Here is a 22,969-nt window from a genome sequence, read left to right as displayed (position 1 = left end):
AAAATATCTGAAAGCCTGTACCCGTTCAACAAGCCGCTTGGTATCTGGAATAATAATATAAGGAAAGGAGAAGAAGATGAAACTGTCACAATTCAAATTCAAGTTACCGGAAGAAAAGATTGCTTTGCATCCGGTGAAGTACAGAGACGAGTCCCGGCTGATGGTAGTACACAAGTCTACTGGTCAGATAGAACATGTTATATTCAAGGACATCCTGAACTATTTTGATGATCAGGATGCATTCATTTTTAACGACACGAAAGTATTCCCTGCCCGTTTGTATGGAAACAAGGAAAAGACAGGGGCGCGCATTGAAGTCTTTTTGTTGCGCGAATTGAACGAAGAACTCCGCCTATGGGACGTACTGGTGGATCCTGCACGTAAAATACGTATCGGAAATAAGTTGTATTTCGGCGATGATGATTCAATGGTGGCCGAGGTAATAGACAATACCACGTCACGTGGACGAACCCTTCGTTTCCTTTATGATGGTCCGCATGATGAATTTAAGAAGGCTCTCTATGCATTGGGCGAGCCGCCTCTTCCTCCTTTTATCCGTCGTCCGGCAGAACCGGAAGACACCGAACGTTTTCAAACCATCTATGCCAAGTATGAAGGGGCTGTAACCGTACCAGCTGCAGGACTCCACTTCAGCCGCGAGCTGATGAAACGTATGGAAATCAAAGGTATCAACTTGGCATTTATTACCATGCACTGCGGATTGGGATGTTTTCGCGACATTGATGTGGAAGACCTGACCAAGCACAAGATGGATTCGGAACAAATGTTCATCAAATCCGAGGCTTGCCGTATTGTAAATGAAGCAAAGGATAGCGGACACAAGGTATGCGCGGTAGGTACCAGCGTGATGCGGGCCATCGAAACGGCTACAGGCACAGACGGACATCTCAAAGAATATGAGGGCTGGACCAACAAGTTCATTTTCCCGCCCTACGATTTCGTATTGCCCGATGCAATGGTGACCAATTTCCACATGCCTTTGTCTACCATGCTGATGCTGGTATGTTCGTATGGAGGATATGAGCTGGTAATGGATGCTTATCAAGAGGCGTTGAAAGAAGATTATCGTTTCGGCACTTATGGCGATGCGATGCTGATATTGAACAAGTAATTCGATAAAGGATGGCAAATGTCTATTTGGGACTGGGTACGAATTTGGGAGACAAAGCAACCAATCTACGTACTGCTGCCAGACTGATAAATGACGAGATAGGGAAAGTGATTTCCCTATCTTCTTTTTATGAAACTGCTCCATGGGGGTTCGCTTCCGAACATAAATTTCTAAATGCAGCGGCATGTGTGGAAACCATTTTACCTCCAATGGAAGTCTTGCACCGAACCCAAGAAATCGAACGCACATTGGGGCGTACCAAAAAATCGGTCGGAGGAGTGTATCATGACCGTTTGATTGATATAGACCTGCTGTTATACGATGATGTAATCTTGTATACACCAGAACTGGTCCTGCCACATCCCTTAATGACCGAACGTGAGTTTGTTATGAAACCTTTGGTGGAGATAGCCAGTGAAACATTGCATCCGGTATTGCGAAAGACATTGGGAGAACTGTTTCTAAATGTCTGCCAACAGTCAATACATACCCCTGAAAAATGAATATATACTGTATTGGCGAATGCAGTACTATTGCGTTTTCAACGCGGTTGGATTGGCTGATGGCAGGCATTTATAAAATATTTTTGCTACAGTAATAGAAGAAAGGATAACTTTATTTAACCTTGAAATGACAACCTAAGGCATGTTTTTCCCAATAGCTTATTTTATCGGATAAAAAACTTATAAAAAAGCCTTTTTTCCCCTTTTTAGGGAAGAATCGTGATAAGAACTGCATTTTTTCTCCTTTCCCAAGTAAGATAGATAAAAATTTCCATTATTATACACGATTTTCCATTTTAAAATTCACCTTTTTTGTGGTTCTTTGCGTCTTATAAATCTTTTGTTAATAAAGATAAGAAACAGATGAAAACAACATATAAAAAATGGATATGTAAAGTGATGATTGCCGGGCCTTGAAAGGCAATACCTTTGTTTAATATAATCTTAATCACAACACTAATCAAACCTTAATAACATGAGAAAGAAAAAGTTTCTAGAAAAGGGGATCTTGCCGTTTGCACTTTTGTGTACAGTAACGGCTGTATCTCCGGCCTTAGGCTTCCAATCTCTTCGTGCTGCGACTGCTTCCCAACAGCAGGGTACGATTACAGGTTCTGTATACGATAGTAAAGGAGAACCAGTGATTGGAGCAAGTGTAGTTGTAGAAGGAACTACAACCGGTACAATAACCGACCTTGATGGTAAATTTCAGTTGAATGTAAAACCGGGTACTAAACTGCAAATTTCTTTTATCGGTTATACTACTGTAACAGTGGTGGCTAAAGAAGGAATGCGGGTAACAATGGAAGATGACTCACAGATGTTGGGTGAAGTGGAGGTCGTAGCGTATGGTACACAGAAGAAAGTGACCGTGACAGGTGCTATCTCCAGCGTGAAAGGTGATGACTTGCTTAAGTCGCCCACCGGTTCTGTATCGAATATGTTGTCTGGACAACTTGCCGGTTTAACCACCGTGCAATACTCAGGTGAACCGGGTGACGATGCTGCCAGCATCTTCGTTCGTGGTCAGGCTACATGGGAAAACTCAGCACCGTTAATCCAGGTGGATGGTGTAGAGCGTAGTATGAACGACATCGACCCGAACGAAATCGAAAGCATCACCATCTTGAAAGACGCTTCGGCTACAGCGGTATTCGGTGTGCGTGGTGCCAATGGTGTCGTATTGATTACTACCAAACGTGGTAAAGAAGGAAAAGCGAAGATTTCATTCTCTACCTCGGCAAGTATCATTGCGCCGACTAAGACACTTGAGTTGGCTAATTCATACCAGTATGCTACCTTTTATAATCAGATGCAGCTGAATGACCATCCCGAATATACAGAAGACCAACTGATGTTCCAACCGGATGTAATCGAGAAATTCCGTACAGGAAGTGATCCGATCCGCTTCCCGAACACAAACTGGGTAGATTACTGTTTGAAGGACATGACGTTGCAGACCCAGCATAATGTAAATATTTCGGGAGGTACCGACCGTATCCGTTATTTCGTATCAGCAGGTGCCTATACACAAGGAGGTCTGTTTAACGGTTTTGATTTGCCTTACGACCTTTCGTATCAGTACAAACGTTTCAACTACCGTTCGAATCTGGATATCGATGTAACCAAGACAACCACCGTATCAATGAATATTGCCGGAAACGTAAACAACGCCTGGAAACCTTATACGGGACAAGGAAGTGCCGGTATGCTATTGGAGATGTATTATGCAACTCCGTTCTCCAGTCCGGGACTGGTAGATGACAAGTTGGTATATACTACCACCGAATATGGATTGCCGTTTACCGGAGGTACAGGTATGGCATATTATGGCGCAGGTTTTATGCAGACCAGCAACAATACATTGAATGCCGATTTGCAATTAAGCCAAAAACTGGATTTCATTACCAAAGGATTAAGCTTCCGTGTCAAAGGTTCTTACAACAGTGGTTTTACATCGTATACACGCGCTACGGCAAGTATAGCAACTTATACACCGGTTTTGCAAGACGATGGTACCATTGTATATAAGAAAAGCGGTACAAATTCGCAATTGAAATACCAAGATGTCGACCCTGCGAAGTCACGTAACTGGTATATGGAAGCTGCTTTCAATTATGACCGTACGTTTGGTAATCACCACGTGACAGCTTTGGCACTGTACAACCAATCGAAGACATATTATCCGACTGAGTTCTCATCTATTCCACAAGGCTATGTAGGTTTGGTAGGACGTGCTACCTATGACTGGAAAAGCCGTTATATGGCTGAGTTCAATATCGGTTACAACGGTTCGGAAAACTTTGCTCCAGACAAACGTTTCGGTACTTTTCCGGCAGGTTCTTTCGGATGGGTCGTCAGTGAAGAAAAGTTCTGGAAACCCATCAAACCGTTTATCGGTTTTATGAAACTGAGATACACCATTGGTCTGGTAGGTAACGATAAGATTGGTGGTAGCCGTTTCATGTACACAGCCGACCCATATTACGTAAATAATACAACAGCATCGAATTTAAATGGTGGTTATAGTTATCTTTTTGGTATTAATAATGCAACAGTAAGTCCAGGTGCGTATGAGGCAGCCAAAAATAATCCTGATGTAACTTGGGAAAAATCGTTGAAACAGAACTATGGTGTAGATATGTATTTCTTAAACGACCGTTTGCAAGGTAGTTTCGATTATTATAAGGAGAAACGAACCAATATCTTGCTGAGCGACGGTACGGCTCCTTCGGTATTGGGTTTCACTTTGCCGATGGCAAATCTTGGTAAAGTAGACAGCTGGGGTTGGGAAATTTCTTTAAAATGGAATGACCGCATTGGCGATGACTTCCGTTATTTTGTCAACTTGAACCTGATGTACAATCAAAACAAGATTATTGAACGCAAGGAAGCTCCGTTGAACCAAGAATATCAATATTCAAAAGGACACCGTATCGGTTCGCGCTTGCAATACCAATTCTTCGAATACTACGATGAGAATACCACTCCGGCTCATTATCGGGAAGTGTTTGGAACAGAAATGCCGACCCAATTGGTAGAGTTGAAGAATGGTGACTGTGTATATGTAGACTTGGATGGGGATGGTGTGATTACCCCTGATGACAAGACGCGTGATTTAGGCTATACCGATGACCCCGAATACATGGCAGGTCTAAATCTCGGATTTAGCTGGAAGAACTTTGATTTCTCCATGCAATGGACGGGTGCCTGGAACGTAAGCCGCAGCATCTCAAGTATTTTCCGTAAGCCGTTTACCGACCGCAACAATGCCAATCAGGGAGGTTTGTTGGTAGCTCAAGTAGAAAATACATGGACAACGGCAAACCCGGATCCGGATGCCGAATATCCGCGTGCTACTTTCGATAATGGTGATTCGAACAACTATCAGGATTCAAATCTATGGGAAAAGGATGCCAAATATCTGCGTCTGAAGAACCTGCAGATTGCTTATAATTTCCATTTCCCTTTGATGGAACGGCTAAAGCTGAGCACTTGCCAACTGGCATTCAGCGGATACAACCTGCTGACCTTTACTCCGTATAAGTGGGGTGACCCGGAATCAAGAGCCAGCAACCAGCCGACTTATCCGTTAACTCGTACTTTTTCGCTGAGCTTGAAACTTGGTTTTTAACCCTTAATAAAAAGATAAAATCATGAAGAAACAACATAAATGGTTTTTCGCTGTTGCCGCAGGACTGACTCTGACTTCAGTTGTCTCCACATCATGTGTGGATGATATCAAGTTCGGAAGTGCTTTCTTGGAGAAAGCACCAGGTGGTGATGTGACCAGCGATACAGTATTCAATAGCCCGGAATACGTGAGACAATTTTTGAATACATTATATACCTTTCAGTATTATGGTCTTCCGTTCCGTAATTCATCGAGCGATGCTTATCCTTGTGAATCTTCCAATCCTTATGTCGGTAAGCCTGAAGCATTGACGGACTGTTATATTTATACTTATTTGTCAAGTGGTATTGTAAACAGCTATTATTATGGAACGCATACGTCAAATTATGGTCAGCGTTCAGATAAATGGGATTATTTGAAAAACCGCGTATGGCAAGCTGTTCGTTATGGTTATTTAATCATAGAAAACATCGACCGTGTGCCTGGAATGGAAGAGTCTGAAAAGGCATCCATTGTAGCACAGGCAAAGTGTATCATCGCTTCGCGTTATTTTGATACGTTCCGTCATTATGGAGGTCTGCCTATTATTGACCATTCTTTTAGCGGTACGGATGCCAGCTATGATTTGCCTCGTGCAACGGTAGAAGAAACCGTTAATTTTATGATTAAATTGCTTGATGAAGCGAAAGAAGTGTTGCCTTGGACAGTAGATAATCCACAAACTAATGCCGGTCGTTGGAATCGCGCAGCTGCAATGGCATTGAAATGTCGTATCCTGCAATTTGCTGCTTCTCCGCTTTTTAATGATGATGTAGCATATGCTGGCGGTTCTTCGGAAGCAGAAGCACAACACTTGGTTTGGTATGGCGGCTATAAGGCTGAACTGTGGACACAGTGCCTGCAAGCTTGTGAAGAGTTTTTCAATGAACTGAACGCTAATGGAGGGTATTCGTTGGTACAGTCTAAAGGAACTCGTCCGGAGGACTACCGCTTGGCTTATCGTACTTCTTATGCGGAATTGGATAGTCCTGAGATACTTATGAGTACCAGACAGTTTGGGTATGATGCCTTTAAGTCGGGTAATTATATTTGGCATCAGTGGGGTGATCCACTTGGTACAACCGATGCAAGCCGAAATGGGATTCGCCGTGGATATACTCCTACACAAGAGTATGTGGAAATGTTCCCATGGGCAGACGGTACACCCTTTGATTGGGACAAGACCGCTGCAGAAGGGCGTTTGGACGAGATGTTCATGACCGGTTCTCCGAATGGAGGTGAAGATGGAAAAAGTAACATCGTCCTGACACGTGACCCACGTTTGTATGAAGAAGCCATTGTAAACGGGCAGCCTACTGCGCTTGACTGGACGACCGGCAATATGTCGGGACGTAGTTTCGAGGCTTGGGTTGGCGGTTACGATGCGCAACAAGAGCCAGATAATCAAACCGGTTCTTTTGCTACGGGATATGCACCGATAAAATATCTGATGGGACCGGATATGCTTCGTCATTATACACAATGGGTCGTTTTACGCCTGTCTGACATGTATTTGACATATGCAGAAGCATTGTGCCAGAACAATCGTTTGGCAGATGCCATAGCACAAGTAGACATTGTACGTGCCCGTGTGGGAATGAAAGGACTGGCAGAATGCAATCCGGATAAGAACCTGACTGGCAATAAAGATGCCTTGTTGGAAGAAATCCTCCGCGAACGTGCTTGCGAACTGGGTATGGAAGACACCCGTTTCTTTGATTTGATTCGTTATAAACGTGCAGACATTTTTGAAAAACAATTGCATGGCTTGCGTATTTCCCGTACGGGTGAATTTGCCGGAGAAGGATGGTATAATGGTGATAAAACACAACCTTATCCTACACATTTTGAATATGAGAAGTATGAATTATCCAATCCGGTACGTTACTGGTGGACAAATGGTTTTGATGCAAAATGGTATTTATCACCTTTCCCGTTGACAGAAGTGAACAAAGGGTATGGCTTGATTCAAAACCCAGGATGGTAATGCGAAACACAATTATTAAAAAGTAATTCGACTTATGATAAGAAAAGATAAACTAATCATACCTGCTGCACTGTTTGCCCTTTGCACAATGCCGGGCTACGCGCAGGAAACAACAGACAGCATCGCTTCGCCGGGGAAACCGGAAAAATATGCTGACCAAGTGGTAGAGATCGGCTATCGTACCGCACAGCGTCTGGAGGAATCCACGTCATCGGTCTCTACTGTCTACAATGAAGAGTTTAACAAACGGAGTGCCAAAAATATTGGAAATTCACTTTTTGGTTACGGTACAGGTCTGATGACGTTGCAAGGGACAGGTACATACGCCAATTATGAACCAACTTTCTTTGTACGTGGCTTGCAGACACTTTCGTCTACTACTCCGTTGGTATTGGTGGATGGCATTGAGCGTGACATTACCGATATTACTCCTGAAGAAGTAGAATCGGTAACAGTATTGAAAGACGCTTCTGCCGTGGCTATTTATGGTTACAAAGGCATTAACGGTGTAGTCAATATCACCACCAAGCGAGGACAATACAATACGCGTGAAGTGAAATTCTCGTACGACCATGGATTCGAATGGCAAGCACGCCGGCCGAAGTTTGCCGACAGTTATACTTATGCTAATGCCATTAACGAGGCGTTGGCAAATGATGGTCTGTCAGCCCGTTATTCGGCAGATGAATTGAATGCTTTTCGTTCAGGAAAGTATCCCTATCTGTATCCGAATGTGGATTGGATAGGTGAGACATTCCGCGATGTGGCTTCTACTAACATTTACAATATCAGTTTCCGAGGTGGATCCGAACGTTTTCGTTACTATGCTATGGGAAACCTGACCACCAATAAAGGGTTTATAGCCAATCCGTATATGAACGATGGTTATTCTACACAAGACGAATATTCGCGTGCCAACTTGCGTACAAATCTGGATATTGATTTGACTTCGAGTACCAAACTGAAACTGAATTTGGTAGGTGTCTTGTCGGAGACCCGTGCGCCGGGTGGTAATACGAGTAGTAATACCAGTGCCGACCTTTGGGGCAGTATGATTTATAAACTTCCTTCGGCTGCTTATCCGGCACAGTTGGAAGACGGAACTTGGGGTGGTAGCTCTACATGGGCAGGCACAATGAACCCGGTTGCCGTATCACAGGATGCAGGATACACCAAATTCCACGAACGTACCTTGTATGCCGATATGACTTTAGACCAGGATTTATCTGCTATCACACCGGGATTGGGTGCCAGCTTGATGTTGGGTTATGACAATTATGCTTTGTATTACGAAGACTATTCGAAAACATTCATTTATGGAAGTGATGCAGTTTCTTCGTGGGTAGACGGTGAACCGGGCGAGCTGACCCGTTATACCGATGGTAAAGAAAGTGCACTGGGTGAAGGCTCGAAAATTACAGCCTTTACACGAGTATTTAATTTTGCCGGTACCTTATATTATAATAAGACTATTAACGAAGCGAACAAAATCTACAGCCAATTGCGTTGGGATTACGAATACCGTAATACGAAAGGTATAGACCAGACTTGGTATCGCCAGAACGTATCTTGGTATACACATTACGGATTGAAAGACCGTTATTTCTTTGATTTGACTTTGGTAGGATCTGCTTCGAACAAGCTGGCTCCGGGACATAAATGGGCTTTTTCTCCTACTGTCGGTGCGGCATGGGTTGTTTCAAAAGAAAATTTCATGCAAAACCAATCTTGGATTGATTTTCTGAAAGTACGTGCATCATTCGGTATCATCAATGCCGACCGTCTGCCGCAAGAAGACGGTTCAGATGTAACCAATTATTGGGAACAGACTTATGGGGGTGGTAGTTTCTATCCGTTCGATACCAACTACTCGCAAGGTACAACCAGTTGGGTGTTAGGACGTCTGGCTTCGCTGAACTCTACGCATGAAAAAGCGTATAAGTATAACTTTGGTTTCGATGCCAGCCTGTTCAAGGGGCTTGACCTGACATTCGATACGTATTACGAACGCCGTTCAGATATCTGGGTTAGTTCCAGCGGTAAATATTCATCGATATTGGGCTTTACAGCTCCGTATGAAAACGGGGGTATCGTAGACAGCTGGGGCGTAGAAATCGGTGCCAATTATACGAAGAAGGTCGGTGACTTCAAGTTCAATATCGGCGGTAACTTTATGTTGGCAAAGAACAAAATTATCGAGCAACTGGAAGAACCGCGATTGTATGACAACCTGATTCAGACCGGCAATCCGGTAAAGCAGACTTACGGTTTGCAGGCCATCGGTTTCTTTAAGGATGAGGCAGATATCGCCAACAGTCCGGCACAGAATTTCGGTACAACTCTGCGTCCGGGTGACATCAAGTATAAAGATGTGAACAATGATGGCATTATTGATGATAACGATAAAGTAGCTATCGGTTACAGCACCACTGCGCCCGAAATCTACTATTCGTTCCACTTGGGAGCTGAATGGAAAGGGTTGGGCTTCGATGCCATGTTCCAAGGAACAGGACGTTATTCGGCTGTATTGAATACTACCAGCTTGTACTGGCCGTTAATCAATAACACAACGATTTCTGAACATGCATACGAAAACCGTTGGACACCGGAGAATCCGGATGCTTTGTATCCGCGTCTAAGCTCAGAAAGCAATGCTAACAACTACCAGACCAATACCGTATGGCTGGAAGACCGTTCGTTCCTGAAGCTGCGTTCGGTAGAACTGTATTATAATTTCCCGGAAAAGTGGATGAAGAAGACCCATGTATTGAGCAAAGCCAAACTCTATGTACGGGGAATCGACTTGCTCTGCTTTGATAAAATCAAGATTGCCGATCCGGAAGCATACGGAGCCACTGCACCGTTGACGCGTAGTGCCGTGATTGGTTTGTCAATCGGTTTCTAATTTATAAAAAGGAAAAAATATGAGAATCAAAAATATCATAGGAGGCGCAGCGTGTGTGGCATTGCTGAGTGCTTGTAACATGGACTACCACGAATACGCCAATTACGAAAAAGACTATTTGGCACAAAGCTATGATGAAGTGATTGGCTTGGTGACCAATATTTATAATGAGCTTGACTACGATTTCGGACAAGTGTATGGAGGCGGTATGCTGGCTTCGGCATGTGATGAAGCCGAGTATGCCTATACCAGTGGCGATGTGTGTGACTTTACCAATGGTTCTTGGAGTCCTTCCAACCCACTTTCGAACACATGGACTACAAGCTATCGTGCCATTCAAGAATGTAATCAATACCTGCAGGAATTTCAGGGATTGACATTTGACGAACTCAAACAAAATGATGATTATGAAGCGCGTATGTTCCGTTATAACAATTCATTCTATGAAGTAAGGTTGTTACGGGCTTACTTCTACTTCAATCTGATCCGTTGCTACGGTGCCGTTCCTTTCTTTACCGAAATGGTGACAGTAGACAATGTGAACAGCCTGACCCGTACACCGGCACAGGAAGTGTTCAGCTTTATCGAAGAAGAATGTGCCGAACTTGCGACTTTATTGCCTGAAGATTATACCGACTTGGGCTTGTTGGGTATTTCTCCAGCAGAAAGTGGCCGTTTGACCAGTTATGCGGCATTGGCACTGAAGGCACGTGCAGCTCTTTATGCGGCAAGTCCTTTATTCAATGAAAGCAACGACCAGGAATTGTGGCATAAAGCTGCACAGGCAAACAAGGAACTGATTGACGCTTGTGTGGCAGGAGATTTCAAATTAGGTACATACGCTGCCTTGTGGGGGACGACCAACTGGCAGAATAGTGAAATGATTTTCATGCGCCGCTATGTCAACTCGAAGGATGCTTCCGGTGCTTCCAGCGTGCTTGAAGAATACAATTATCCTATTGGTATTACCGGTGGAGGTTCGGGCAACTGTCCTTCACAAAATCTGGTAGATGCGTACGAAATGCAGGCAACTGGTTTAGGTATCAATGAAGCCGGCAGCGGATATGATCCGGAAAACCCATACGAAGGACGTGACCCGCGTTTTTCCATGACCGTGGTAAAGAACGGCGATACAGGATGGCCCTCTTATAATACAGCACCGATACAGACTTTCTACGGTGGTACTAATGGCGAACCTATTTCAGGAGCTACTCCTACAGGCTATTACCTGAAAAAGTATCTTGACCCGGCAGTCGATTTACGTGCAAATAGTACGGTTAAAAGTTCGCGTCATACGTGGATTACGTTCCGTCTGGGTGAGTTTTACTTGAACTATGCCGAAGCGGTATTCCGCTATTTGGGTTCTGCCGATGCAACTTCGGCTGAGTTCCCGATGTCGGCACGTGAAGCAGCAAGTGTTACCCGTACGCGTTCGGATGTCAATATGCCGGAATTCCCTACCGGCATGAGCAACGATGCTTTCTGGGCGAAATACCAGAACGAACGTATGGTAGAACTGGCTTTCGAAGGACATCGTTTCTATGACCTGCGCCGTTGGAAAGAAGGGGATAAGCTGAAGAGCATTACTGAAATGAAGCTTACCCAGAATGCGGACGGAACCATCACTTACACGCGTAATGAAGTGAGCCGTACTTGGGATGATAAAATGTATTTCTTCCCCATTCCGCAGACTGAAATCATGAAGAATCCTAACCTGACCCAAAACGAAGGTTGGTAAAAACAGAAATACCGCAGGAGCATATACCTGACAAGAAAGATATTGACTTTCAGGCAATATGCCTCTGCGGTACATGCTATTAATTTATCTACATAAAATGAACAGATTATTCAACATTTTTCGTTTGTCTGTTGTGTGCCTGTCGGTTGTGATGCTTGTATCGTGTCTGGACAACGATGACAACCGGCAAAGTGTTACTTTCAACAACATGGCTGTAACGGTAAGTGGTAACGAACTGGAAGGCTATCGGCTGTATACTGACTTTGATGCGGTATTGGTTCCTTCCAATTTGTCACAAATCTCGTGGCTGAAAGAAGTCAGACGGGCTGTAGTCAGTTTTGATACATCAGATGAAAGCCTTACGAATGTATCGGATTTGGAATCCGGACACACGTATGACATTGTATTGAGTGAGGCTGCAGAGATTCCTACCTACATATCCTGTGTCGATACGTTGAGCGAAGACTACCAGATATTCGGGCAAGATTCTATTGCTCTTAAGAATAAGGCTGTGCAAAGCGTCAACCAGACCGAAGGACAGTATTATATACAAAACGGTTACATGAATGTAGTTCCTACCTTCTATTTTGACCCTTATAGTGCGGTTTCTTTCCTGCTTTATTATGATGGCAACCGTGATATAGACACAACAGGAAAAAAAGCTACATTCAATCTGTATTTTGATAACAATGCACCCAATGCATGGAATACAACCTCATCGCTTATCAGCCTGCGTATGCCCGATGAAGTCTATTCCCGTTTTATCCAGACAGGACTGACAGATGACGATACCATCGATGTCTGTCTGAATGTGCGTACACAGACAGGCACCGTTACACTTGAATATAAAACCGCACTGGAAGATTTCATGCTTCCATAACCGGGTTTATGGATACAAAAGTTAGATTAATTTTCAAAGTCGCGCGAGGCAGGAGCAAGTGATTGTGTGAAGCTTCGGGCGCATTTTTTTACTCACAAACCTACTAAACCTTATAACATGAATAAACTCAATTACTTGATTGGACTGGCTTGCCTTGGAACTGTTTTTGCTTGTTCGGACAATTTACCCCTAGACAATTCTGTGACAGAACTTCCTTCTCTTCCTACTGATATAATTACTGGCGACAGACTGATGTGGGTCAGCTATGATCCTGCTCCTGACGAAGATGCCAACTCAACGACCGGTATACATGGTGCTTTAGTGAGCTGGCGTATGCTTCCTACAGATCCTGCAGGTACAGCTTTTGATATATATAAATCAACTGCAAATAATGCAGAAGAAAAGCTGAACAGCGAACCTATAACCGACTCTTCATGCTGGATTGATGAAGATGTTGACCCGACAAAGGAAAACCATTATCGCGTGACTCTTACCGGAGAGGACGAAACTTTATGTGAAACTACTTTCACTTCCCAAATGGCTCAGACGTTTTATCGTGAAATCAAATTGGATATGAATGTTCCGAATGCCTCAGTAGATTATCAACCCGATGATGTACAAGTCGGTGAACTTGACGGTGACGGATGGCCGGAAATCGTGATAAAACGTGAACCGTATGATGGTGCCAACCAAGGAGGCTGGTATGGGGGAACAACTTTGCTGGAAGCATATAAGTTGGACGGAACTTTTTTGTGGCGTATCGATTTAGGTATTAACATACGCTCAGGTTCTCATTATACTTCATTTATTTTATATGATTTTGATGGCGACGGATTGTGTGAAATTGCTTTTCGTTCATCAGAGGGAACAACTTTCGGGGATGGAAAGACAATAACCAATGAAGATGGAACGGTACATGATTACCGTATCCACTATGATGAAGTCGGTTGGTATTCAGGCAGTGCCTTGCCGACACTTTTAGGACTTATCCTCGAAGGACCCGAATATATTTCTTTATGTCGCGGATATGACGGTCGCGAAATTTGCCGTACGGATAATATTCCTCGCGGTGGAACAGGTTCGAAAGCTTCCCGTGCCCAATATTGGCAAGAATACTGGGGAGATGACTACGGCAATCGGATGGACCGTTTCTTTATTGGAGCCGCTTATCTGGATGGAATACCTGACGAGACAACAGGAACGCGTACAAGCAATCCTTCCTTAATCATTACAAGAGGTATTTACCTGAACTGGCAGGTATGGGCTTTAGATTTTAAAGATAATGAATTGGTTGCTCGCTGGCAATTTGATACAGCTGATGGACATGCGGAAAAATGGTTGGCAATGGGGGCGCATGCTTTCCGTGTAGCCGATTTGGATGAAGACGGAAAAGACGAAATACTTTACGGTTCGGCAGCCATAGATGACGATGGAGGTGAATTATGGTGTACAGGCAACGGACATGGCGATATTCTGAGTGTCGGCAAATTTATCAAAGACCGTCAGGGATTACAGGTACAAGCATCTTTTGAAGAGGAAGATACTTATAGCAATCAAGGATTGGGATATGGTTGTCAGATACTGGATGCACGTAATGGCAATCTGATTTCAGGGCATGGAGCTGGTCCCAGCGGCGATGTTGGACGTTCCATTGTGGCAGATATTGATCCGGATAGTCCAAACTTTGAATATTGGTCCAGCTTGAATACCGGCGTTTATAATTGTGCAAGTTCGGGTAATGTTCCTCTTGAAGGTGTGTCTATTCCTACAGGCATTGGCGGAGGTTCCATGTATAATGTAGCAATATGGTGGAGTGGAGAACTTACCCGTGAATTGTACGACCGGGCTTTAATTGTAAGCGCAAAAGCAAATCCGATGACCAACAAAAACCGGCTTGTCAATTTCAATACGGGATATGGAACAAATCAAGGGAATCATGGAACAAAATATAATCCCTGTTATTATGGGGATATGGTAGGTGACTGGCGTGAAGAAGTGATTTTGCCTTCAGAAGACAATACTTCAATCCGTATTTTTTCTACCAATTATCCGACAAGTTACCGTTTTACTGCATTAACCAATGACCATACTTATGACATGTCGCAAACAATGCAGAATATGGGATATAATCAGCAGACGAATATAGGCTTTTATCTGGGAGCCGACAAAGACTAAGAAGCTTTTTGGAGAAATTCAAAATAGTTTCTTAAAAGGTTGTTATTATCTTCTTCTCCCAGCGCAGATAACTTCGTCTGGTGTAAGATTAATAATCTTCCGCTTGTAAGATTAATAATCTTGCAGCCTGAAGATTATTAATCTTACAGCGGATGGACCTATATGTGTGTCTGCCGCAGCACATTTTTGATGCTGCATAAAGTATAAGAACCTGATAGAATATTACTTTATTGGAAAATTTAAACAGGCTCTAAGAATCAGATGCGTTTGCCTTGATTCAGAAGGCTTATTTCTTTTTCCGTACCGGTTTCATTTTCAATACGTCGGGGCGCATAGAGTAGTTTTTCTTTCCGTATGCGGGCTTTTCAAGCAGGCAGGGAGGGATTTCTTTTCCTTCAGCCTTGCGACGGATTACATCTTCCAACGCTGCTGCATATTCTTGGTGAATGTAAGCATCATCGCGGTCTGTCTGATTGTAGGCAATGTAGCGAAGATATTCTACGCACTTGTTAAACCACGTGTCGGGCGTGCCTGCCTTGCGGCTGTAATAGCTTGGGCGGGCGATGAATTTCAGGCGCTGAATCAGTTCCTGTTGATTGACGGTGGTGTCGGCTATCATGGCATCAATTTCAGCAGCAGCCTGGTCGTAGTGTTGTTGCTGGATGTCTTGATTGATGCGTATCAGGTTGCAATTGAATGCTTTACCATCGAAGTCGCACAACGATTCTATCTGTGACAGGTCACCATAGGTAGTTTCTTTGGCAAGTTTGGCATCCACAGCTTTTTTGCCGAACCGTTGGCAGAAATCTGCATAGTTATCAGAGACTTGTTGCAGATAAGGCGTGAATCCCGATATGGTATTGACAAACACTTCCCATACATCCGGTTCAGTCAGTTTGGCTCCTCCTTGTATCAGTTCGTCGAATGCCGTTGTCACACTTTTACGGTTGTAGATAGTATGTTGGTAGTTGATGTAGCTTACCAGAAAGCTCCGTTCCCGGTTTCCTTTCTGGTACTCTTCTAATAGATAAGGAGAGCGAGTTTTCGGGTCAAGTGCATTTTTACCGGTTTGGATGAACTGTTCCGGAGTCTGCCGGCTGCTGCTGTAGTGTACCAGTGCTTCGGTTTGTGGGTCAACGAAGATATAGGTGGGGAAGAGACGCACTCCGTATTTCTTAGCCAGTGCTATTCCTTCGCCGTTTTCAGCGTCAATCTTCAGGTTGACAAATGTGTTGTTGTAGAAATAGCCTACCGTAGGTAATGAGAACACTTCCTGTGCCATGTTCAGGCACGGACCGCACCATTGGGTGTAGAAATCGATGAAAATTAATTTGTTTTCGGCTTTGGCTTTGTTCACGGCTTCTTGCCATGAGGTATGCAGGAAGTTGATTCCTGCTTCTTGTGCCTGTACATAGAACAGGGTACACAAGGCAATGAGGGTTGTAAAAATATATTTTTTCATAACAGTGTTGGGTGAAGGAGTACGTGTCAGGTTGATACGTACTCCTTTAAAGTTAATATCCGGGGTTTTGTTCTGCCAGTTCATTCGAATTTCGTTCGCTTGAGGGGATAGCTTCTATCCGTCGGTCGATGATACGTTTATAGTATGCTTCCCCTTGGCTTGCCGAAGCTTCGCATTCTTCATCGTAATTCTCTTTCAGTATGGTGTTCAGTTGGAAGAGGCGTGTGAAGTCTGGGCGTTCCGTAAATCCGGCAAAGCGGAGCTGTGCAAACCATTCGTGCCAGTTTTCGAACGACATTTCAATCATCCATTCATTGAATATGGCATCTTCCAGTTCTTCGGCTGTTGTCGGCTGCTGGATGGTTGCACCTGCCCGCTGACGTATTTTTTCGATAGGAGCGTATGCCGTGGCGATGGAAGCTCCGGTACGGTAAAGGGCTTCGGCCTTCATCAGATACAGTTCGGCAGTGCGGCTGAAGATAATAGGCATGTTGTTGGCAGCATTCAGGAATTTCTTGACAGATTTCAGGTTGTATGCCGTAGTTCCGCGGAACTCCAGACTGTCTACGTCCGAGAAAATGGCGTTGGCACGGGGGTCATCGCCTACCAAAGCGACATATTCCTTGCTGGGTCCCCAATAGCCTTGGTTTTTCAGCGTACTGTTTCCGTATGCCGTTTCGCGGGTAGAAGTGTTTGCTGCATCGTTTTGGTCGTAAAAGCGTGCGAACAGGATTTCTTCGGATGTCGTAAATTTATCGAATACGTCTCCGTAATTGGCTTCGGGCAAGTTCTGATTGGTGTCTACCGTTTCGTCTATGACTTGTATAGCTTCCTGGTAGTTACCGCTATAGAAGAGTGCCTTGGCTTTCAGGGCCTGTGCGGCTTCGCGTGAAGCTTGGGCAGCATTCGACCATTCGGGAGCTTTTTCTATGGCTACTTCCACTTGCCGCAGAATTTCTTCGTACGATTCTTTAACGCTGGCTCTTGGTTTTTTAGCATTTTCCACCGAAGGATTTTCGTTACGGATAATTACGCCATACGGGCTGGTTTCATCCCAAAATTCACCATAGCGCGTCAGCAGACGGAAATAGGCGAAAGCACGCAGGTAATAGATTTCGCCGATGATTTCATCTTTCCGGTTGTCGGCAAACGCTCCGGCATCGATGCCATTTAAGGCTTCTTCCAGATAATTGGCATTCTTGATGATACTGTAGTCATCATCCCATTCGTAGGTGTCGCTATAAGATAAAGTCGGATAATAGCGTTCTGAATAATAAATTGTGTTTCCTACTTCGCCGGTAAATTCCTGACGGCGCATGGTTCCTGCCTTGAAAGGTCCTCCAGTAGTAGGGAATATCACGTTGAATCCGCTTCCGGGAAGATTGTAGTAAATACCGTTAAGAGCGAGTTCTACAGTTTCCGGATTGGTGATGGCTCCTTCCAGGTCGGCTTCGAATGCCGGTTTCTTGTCCAGTACATCGACGATATCGCACGAGGCGACTCCTACGATGAGGAGCAGGCTGAATATGTATTTTTTCATCATAGTTCTCTGTTTAAAATGGGATTATAGATTAAACTTGATTCCGACCGACAGGGAGCGGAAGCCGGGATAGCTGGATGTTTCGTAGTTACCTCCATAATTGGACGAAGTAGACACGGTCGCAGGGTCTGTTCCCGGATACGATGTGATGGTAAACAAGTTGGTACCGGCCAGATAGACTTGTCCTTTTACAACATTGCCCAAAGGCAGGTCGTAAGTAAGTCGTACTTCCTGCAGGCGGAAGAAGGAAGCATCGAACAGTTCCAGTTCGGTAAAGCTGGGTACTCCTTCGCCAATGTACAACGCCGGAAGGGTGGCATTCGGGTTTTCCGGCGACCAACGGTCGTTCAGTTCGTAATCAATCAATCCACACAATTGTCCGGGTAGGTTTTGTATGGCTTTATTATACAACTTTTCTCCTCCTATCTGGTAGCCGAAGTTGGCGAATAGGGTAAACCGTTTGTAGCGGACGTTGGCAGTAAAGCCTCCATATACATCAGGGTCGGGAGAACCGATGATGACGCGGTCGTACGATTCTATTTTGCCATTTCCGTCTTTGTCTACCAGTTCCAGATTACCGGGTTTCAGTTCGTTTCCGTTATAATAGTCTTGGTCGTGAGCCTGTGCGTAAGCATTCAGTTCGTCTACGCGGTCCCAGTTCTGGATGATTCCATTGTGTGCATAGCCTAAAAAGGCTCCCATCGGATAACCTTCTGCCAAAACCTGATTGCTGCTTCCTTGTACGATGACTCCTTCCATGGCGGTTTGTGTAGCTCCTTCTGCAACCAGTTTGGTTACTTTGTTTTTGTTGTGTGCCAAGTTGAAAGATAAGGTCAAATCCCAGTCGTTGTTGGCTATCAGGTGAGAAGTCAGGTTGATTTCGACACCTCGGTTGGTTACGGCACCGACGTTGCGGTTCATTGACATACTTCCACCTACCGCACTTGAAGGAAAATCGTATGCCCAAATCAAGTCGTTTGTGTTTTTAATATATCCACCGATAGAACCTGCCAGTTTGTAGTTGAAGAACGAAAAGTCAAGACCGAAGTCGTACAGTACTGATTTTTCCCACCGGATATCGCGGTTTCCTACTTGTGAGTGGATGATGGCAGGACGTCCGTTATAGCTTCCTGCTTCATACAGGTCTCGGTTCGAGAAACTGGTCAGGTTTTGCGTACCCGTGGTACCTGCACTGAACCGGAGTTTCAAGTCGTCGATGAACCGTACGTCTTTCAGGAAGTCTTCTTGCGAAAGGCGCCATGCAAAAGCTCCCGAAGGGAAGAAACCATAACGGTTGTTGGCCCCGAACATGGACGAACCGTCGTAACGTGCGGTAAAGGTAAACAGATAACGGTCCATCAACCGGTAGTTGATACGTCCGAACGATGAAAACAATCCGTACGCATTGTATCCGTTGCTCCATCTGGTCAGGTTGGTAGCACTTCCGATATTGGTGTAGATTTCGTCCAAGGGGTAAGTGTCACCATAGAGGTAAGTGCTGCGGCTGCTGTAGTTTTCGAACGATACACCGATTACGGCATCCAGTGCATGTATTTTGTTGAATACATGATTGTATGTCAGCGTATTGTCGAATACGGTTTTCGACGAACGGTAATGGTTCTCGCTTCCGCCCGCTTCGTCTCTGGTGCTGAGAAAACTGGGGGAGAAGGAAATATTCTGGTTGAACTCCACGTTTGCCGAAAGGCTGGAGCGGAACTTCAGACCTTTGATGATGTCTACTTCGCCATAAACTGTTCCCAGAATACGGTAGATGTCATCGTTGTCTTGATTAAACGTATTGGCTACCGGGTTTGCGCTTCCGGTAGTCAGGTCGAACTCTCCATTGCTGTCATAAATGGGCATGTCGGGACGATAGCCTTGTGCAGCGAATAGGGACGTGCTGGCATTCGACTGGTCGGTATAGCTCATTGTGGCATTGATACCGAAACGTAAGATGGGCAACACGTTCAGTTCGGTTGATACACGTGCATTGTAACGGGTCAGGTCGCCACCTTTTACCATACCTTGCTGGTCGAGTACTGCCAGTGAAAGCAGGTATTTGGCATTTTTGTTTCCACCGCTGACCGAAAAATCTACATTATGTCGGAATGCTCCCTGCTTTACTTCCTTGAACCAGTCGGTATTGGCACTGCCCAAAGCACCTGAATTAGGGTCAAGGATGTCAGGGGCATATTCATTGGACGGGTCGAACACCAAAGTCTGTTCGGCAAATTTCCGTACAGTGTTTCTCCATTCATCTCCATACAGGATGCGGAAGTTCTTGATTTGGAAGTCGGTTGTGAAGTTATAGTTGAAGTTTACCGAAGGTTTGCCTTCTGTTCCGCGTTTGGTGGTAATGATAACTACACCGTTTGCCGCACGTGAACCATAGATAGCAGATGCCGAGGCATCTTTCAGTACGTCCATCGATTGGATGTCGTTGGGCGAGATGGCATCCAACATGGTCGGGTCATCAATAGGCACTCCGTCAATGACATATAACGGTTCATTCGAACCGGTTAGTGAAGTGGCACCACGCACACGTACACGGATGGTTTCGCCTGGCTGACCCGTACTTTGAGATACTTGTACGCCACTTGCCAGATTTTGCAACATCGATGATACATTGGTTGTGTTCAACTGGCTCAACTGCTTGGCTCCTACGGATGCTACCGAACCGGTCAAATCTTTGATAGACGATGTACCATATCCTACAACGACCACTTCGTCCAAATCGGTTGCATCTTCATGTAGCGTAAATTCAAAATGGCGGCGGTCACCTACTTTTTCTTCTACTGTTCTCATGCCGATAAAGCTGACTACCAGCATGTCGTCGCTTTTGAATGAATAAGATAGCTGGAACTTTCCGTCAATGTCGGCTATTGTGCCTACGGTGGTTCCTTTTACTGACACAGAGGCTCCGGGAATGGGATTTCCGGTTTCATCATTTACAATACCTTTTACGGTCACGGTTTGCTGGGCAGCTTCCATAAACGATTGTATGGGAGGCTCAGCCTGCATCGGCACAGAGAGTGCCGGCACAAGGAGGGCAAGGAAAAGATATTTGCCTTTCCTTACCGGATTGGTAAAGCTTTTCATCATTGTGTTGGTTGTAAATAGGTTATATAGTTTTTTAAAAATGCCGCAAATGTAATAAAAATATTAAAAGATAACATCTTTTTTGTCATTTCATTGAATAAATAGGGGGATATTCTTAATTATTCTATGAAATTATGGGTTAATTAGGTGTGTTTTAAGAAATTGTTTTGATTTTATCGTGTGTTGATTGGGGATGACTCAAAAAGTTTCAAAATAAAAACACTATCTTTGTCGGAAATGTAAATAAAGAATATGCCGCAACCGCTTCCACAACATAAAGCCTTTATGCTGTCCGACTTCGGAATACGCCTTCGCAAGATGGTTTTCTCGCAAGATGGAGAAGCGCCCATGACGTATGCCCATCAAGATGACTATTATGTCATAGGCTTGGTTGAGAAGGGAACAGGATGCGGCATCATAGATTTTAATGAAATCTGTGTATCTCATGGAGATGTGTTTATTATTCGGCCAGGGCAAGTGCATCGTTTTGTAAGCTCAAAAGAAATAGAAGGCTGGCTGCTTTTTGCCGACAGCAGTTTTATCGGTCATGGCGAGAAGTGCATTTTCGACAAGTTCCTATTGTATGCTGCAACACCGTCATTAAAAATTGAAGGGGAAAGGCTGGACGAGTTGAGACAAATCATTTCTATGCTTGCGAACCGGATAAACAGTATTACGGACGAGCTGGTAAAGGCTACGGTAAGAAAACTGGCAGAAACTTATATTGGCATTGTTGCCGAATCGGTAAGAGAAGCCGGTTTGCAACAGGAAAGACACAGCCGCAGGCATATCGAAATCGTCTTATCATTTATCCATCTTCTTGCCGAACGTCTTGCCGTCAACCGTTCTCCGTCGTATTATGCTTCGCTGCTGCACATTTCGCCTGTTTACCTGAATGAGGTAGTCAAGGAAGTCACAGGAATGAGTGCCCTTATATATAAGGAATGAGCTGATATTGCAAGCCAAGCGTTTGCTTGTCTATACCGGCCTTGCCGTAAAGGAAGTCTCTGACCGCCTCGGTATAGATGATTATGCATATTTCACACGGATATTTACACAAACAACAGGCATAAGCCCTACTACATTCCGGCAAAAGGCATTCCGGCAAAAGAACCTTGAATAGTCCAAGCATTGCCTTGTTCCGTCCATGTCCTTTTCAGGTTGCGTCCCTTAATTTTGCAGCAAAAAAAGAATGGCAATGAAAAGAACAACAACTGCTTATGTCGCAATGAATCCGCGCCGCTGCATGGCGTGCTGGAAATGTGTAGAAAAGTGCCCGAAGAAAGTAATCGGCAAAACCGGTTTCTTAGGGCACAGGCATGTGATATTCGAAAACGCAGACGCCTGTATCGGATGTAATAAATGTATAAAGACCTGTCTTCAAGGTGTTTTCTTCAAACCGGATGCATCGGTTTCTTGTACGATGAATATGGGGATGGCATTCCGCATAGAGCGGTTGTTGCCATTAGCATTCGTGGCATCTGCCGTTACGGGCATCGGGCTGCACATTGCCGGGCATGGTACCAGTCATGAAACGTGGCACAATTGGGGAGTAGCCCATGTGGTGGCATCTTTCATCTGGCTTTTATCGGTAATGGCTCATGTGAGGCGGCATAAGCATTGGTATAAAACTCTTGTTTCAAAAAGAGTTACGTGCAAACGCCTGATAACCTTTTTCCTGTCCATAGCCTTTTTGATTGTGGCAGTTACGGGCATCTTGCTGGTAGCTTATGTGGAAGGACCAGGCTCTTCCATAGGATTGTGGCATTACAAACTCGGCATATTGTTATGGGTGCTTTCCCTGATTCATGCTCTTTATCGGAAATAGTGGGAAATATTCGTTTCATGCCGAACCACTGGATGGTTGGTAATGTT

Annotated in this window: 13 protein-coding genes; 10 read left to right on the top strand and 3 right to left on the bottom strand. The window is 44.5% G+C overall.

Annotation, left to right across the window (positions count from 1 at the left end; genetic code table 11):
- Nucleotides 1-76: 76 nt before the first annotated feature.
- The 8 genes from queA to B5G04_RS01780 all read left to right on the top strand — a co-directional run bounded on the left by queA (nt 77) and on the right by B5G04_RS01780 (nt 14,993).
- The gene (queA, locus tag B5G04_RS01815) at nt 77-1,132 is read left to right on the top strand and encodes a tRNA preQ1(34) S-adenosylmethionine ribosyltransferase-isomerase QueA (protein ID WP_022040374.1); all 1,056 of its coding nucleotides are present in this window, start codon (nt 77-79) and stop codon (nt 1,130-1,132) included.
- Nucleotides 1,133-1,143: 11 nt separating this feature from the next.
- Nucleotides 1,144-1,635: a 2-amino-4-hydroxy-6-hydroxymethyldihydropteridine diphosphokinase gene (gene folK / locus B5G04_RS01810; protein WP_087395426.1), complete on the top strand. Its 492-nt coding sequence runs from the start codon at nt 1,144-1,146 to the stop codon at nt 1,633-1,635.
- Between the two features lie 475 nt (nt 1,636-2,110).
- On the top strand, nt 2,111-5,269 hold the full coding sequence (locus B5G04_RS01805; RefSeq protein WP_087395422.1) for a TonB-dependent receptor: 3,159 nt from the start codon (nt 2,111-2,113) through the stop codon (nt 5,267-5,269).
- A gap of 22 nt (nt 5,270-5,291) precedes the next feature.
- Entirely contained in the window at nt 5,292-7,295 is a 2,004-nt protein-coding gene (locus B5G04_RS01800) for a RagB/SusD family nutrient uptake outer membrane protein (protein ID WP_022040371.1), read from the top strand.
- Between the two features lie 37 nt (nt 7,296-7,332).
- Nucleotides 7,333-10,200: a SusC/RagA family TonB-linked outer membrane protein gene (locus B5G04_RS01795; protein WP_087395812.1), complete on the top strand. Its 2,868-nt coding sequence runs from the start codon at nt 7,333-7,335 to the stop codon at nt 10,198-10,200.
- A 19-nt stretch (nt 10,201-10,219) separates the two neighbouring features.
- Complete coding sequence (locus B5G04_RS01790) at nt 10,220-11,938, top strand: RagB/SusD family nutrient uptake outer membrane protein (protein ID WP_087395419.1); 1,719 nt, start codon at nt 10,220-10,222, stop codon at nt 11,936-11,938.
- Between the two features lie 97 nt (nt 11,939-12,035).
- Nucleotides 12,036-12,818: a hypothetical protein gene (locus B5G04_RS01785; protein WP_239414001.1), complete on the top strand. Its 783-nt coding sequence runs from the start codon at nt 12,036-12,038 to the stop codon at nt 12,816-12,818.
- Between the two features lie 117 nt (nt 12,819-12,935).
- Nucleotides 12,936-14,993 (top strand): hypothetical protein, encoded by a 2,058-nt coding sequence (locus tag B5G04_RS01780; protein ID WP_087212377.1) that lies wholly within the window; start codon nt 12,936-12,938, stop codon nt 14,991-14,993.
- 286 nt (nt 14,994-15,279) lie between these two features.
- Here the strand turns inward: B5G04_RS01780 and B5G04_RS01775 are convergent, their stop codons facing one another.
- From B5G04_RS01775 to B5G04_RS01765, 3 genes are read right to left on the bottom strand one after another with little or no spacing between them, the layout of a single operon-like run.
- Nucleotides 15,280-16,455 (bottom strand): thioredoxin family protein, encoded by a 1,176-nt coding sequence (locus tag B5G04_RS01775; RefSeq protein WP_087395810.1) that lies wholly within the window; start codon nt 16,453-16,455, stop codon nt 15,280-15,282.
- Between the two features lie 52 nt (nt 16,456-16,507).
- Nucleotides 16,508-17,998, bottom strand: coding sequence for a RagB/SusD family nutrient uptake outer membrane protein (locus B5G04_RS01770; protein ID WP_239414000.1), 1,491 nt, complete (start codon nt 17,996-17,998; stop codon nt 16,508-16,510).
- Between the two features lie 21 nt (nt 17,999-18,019).
- Entirely contained in the window at nt 18,020-21,097 is a 3,078-nt protein-coding gene (locus B5G04_RS01765) for a TonB-dependent receptor (protein ID WP_087395416.1), read from the bottom strand.
- Nucleotides 21,098-21,346: 249 nt separating this feature from the next.
- Between B5G04_RS01765 and B5G04_RS01760 the strand changes: the two genes are divergently transcribed.
- Both B5G04_RS01760 and B5G04_RS01750 read left to right on the top strand, forming a co-directional pair.
- Nucleotides 21,347-22,042 (top strand): AraC family ligand binding domain-containing protein, encoded by a 696-nt coding sequence (locus tag B5G04_RS01760; RefSeq protein ID WP_087395411.1) that lies wholly within the window; start codon nt 21,347-21,349, stop codon nt 22,040-22,042.
- Nucleotides 22,043-22,292: 250 nt separating this feature from the next.
- Nucleotides 22,293-22,922: a ferredoxin family protein gene (locus tag B5G04_RS01750; protein WP_204246986.1), complete on the top strand. Its 630-nt coding sequence runs from the start codon at nt 22,293-22,295 to the stop codon at nt 22,920-22,922.
- Nucleotides 22,923-22,969: the final 47 nt, after the last annotated feature.

Source organism: Bacteroides sp. An51A, assembly GCF_002161565.1.
In the GTDB taxonomy this organism is placed as follows: domain Bacteria; phylum Bacteroidota; class Bacteroidia; order Bacteroidales; family Bacteroidaceae; genus Phocaeicola; species Phocaeicola intestinalis.
Note: the sequence above shows the minus strand (reverse complement) of the source record. Positions and strands in the feature narration are given on the sequence as shown.

Bases quoted from the DNA above. Each gene is read 5' to 3' on its own strand.
- queA (WP_022040374.1), top strand. From the start codon at position 77: ATGAAACTGTCACAATTCAAATTCAAGTTACCGGAAGAAAAGATTGCT.
- B5G04_RS01780 (WP_087212377.1), top strand. From the start codon at position 12,936: ATGAATAAACTCAATTACTTGATTGGACTGGCTTGCCTTGGAACTGTT.
- B5G04_RS01805 (WP_087395422.1), top strand. From the start codon at position 2,111: ATGAGAAAGAAAAAGTTTCTAGAAAAGGGGATCTTGCCGTTTGCACTT.
- B5G04_RS01775 (WP_087395810.1), bottom strand. From the start codon at position 16,455: ATGAAAAAATATATTTTTACAACCCTCATTGCCTTGTGTACCCTGTTC.
- B5G04_RS01800 (WP_022040371.1), top strand. From the start codon at position 5,292: ATGAAGAAACAACATAAATGGTTTTTCGCTGTTGCCGCAGGACTGACT.
- B5G04_RS01750 (WP_204246986.1), top strand. From the start codon at position 22,293: ATGAAAAGAACAACAACTGCTTATGTCGCAATGAATCCGCGCCGCTGC.
- B5G04_RS01790 (WP_087395419.1), top strand. From the start codon at position 10,220: ATGAGAATCAAAAATATCATAGGAGGCGCAGCGTGTGTGGCATTGCTG.
- B5G04_RS01760 (WP_087395411.1), top strand. From the start codon at position 21,347: ATGCCGCAACCGCTTCCACAACATAAAGCCTTTATGCTGTCCGACTTC.
- B5G04_RS01785 (WP_239414001.1), top strand. From the start codon at position 12,036: ATGAACAGATTATTCAACATTTTTCGTTTGTCTGTTGTGTGCCTGTCG.
- B5G04_RS01765 (WP_087395416.1), bottom strand. From the start codon at position 21,097: ATGATGAAAAGCTTTACCAATCCGGTAAGGAAAGGCAAATATCTTTTC.
- folK (WP_087395426.1), top strand. From the start codon at position 1,144: ATGGCAAATGTCTATTTGGGACTGGGTACGAATTTGGGAGACAAAGCA.
- B5G04_RS01770 (WP_239414000.1), bottom strand. From the start codon at position 17,998: ATGATGAAAAAATACATATTCAGCCTGCTCCTCATCGTAGGAGTCGCC.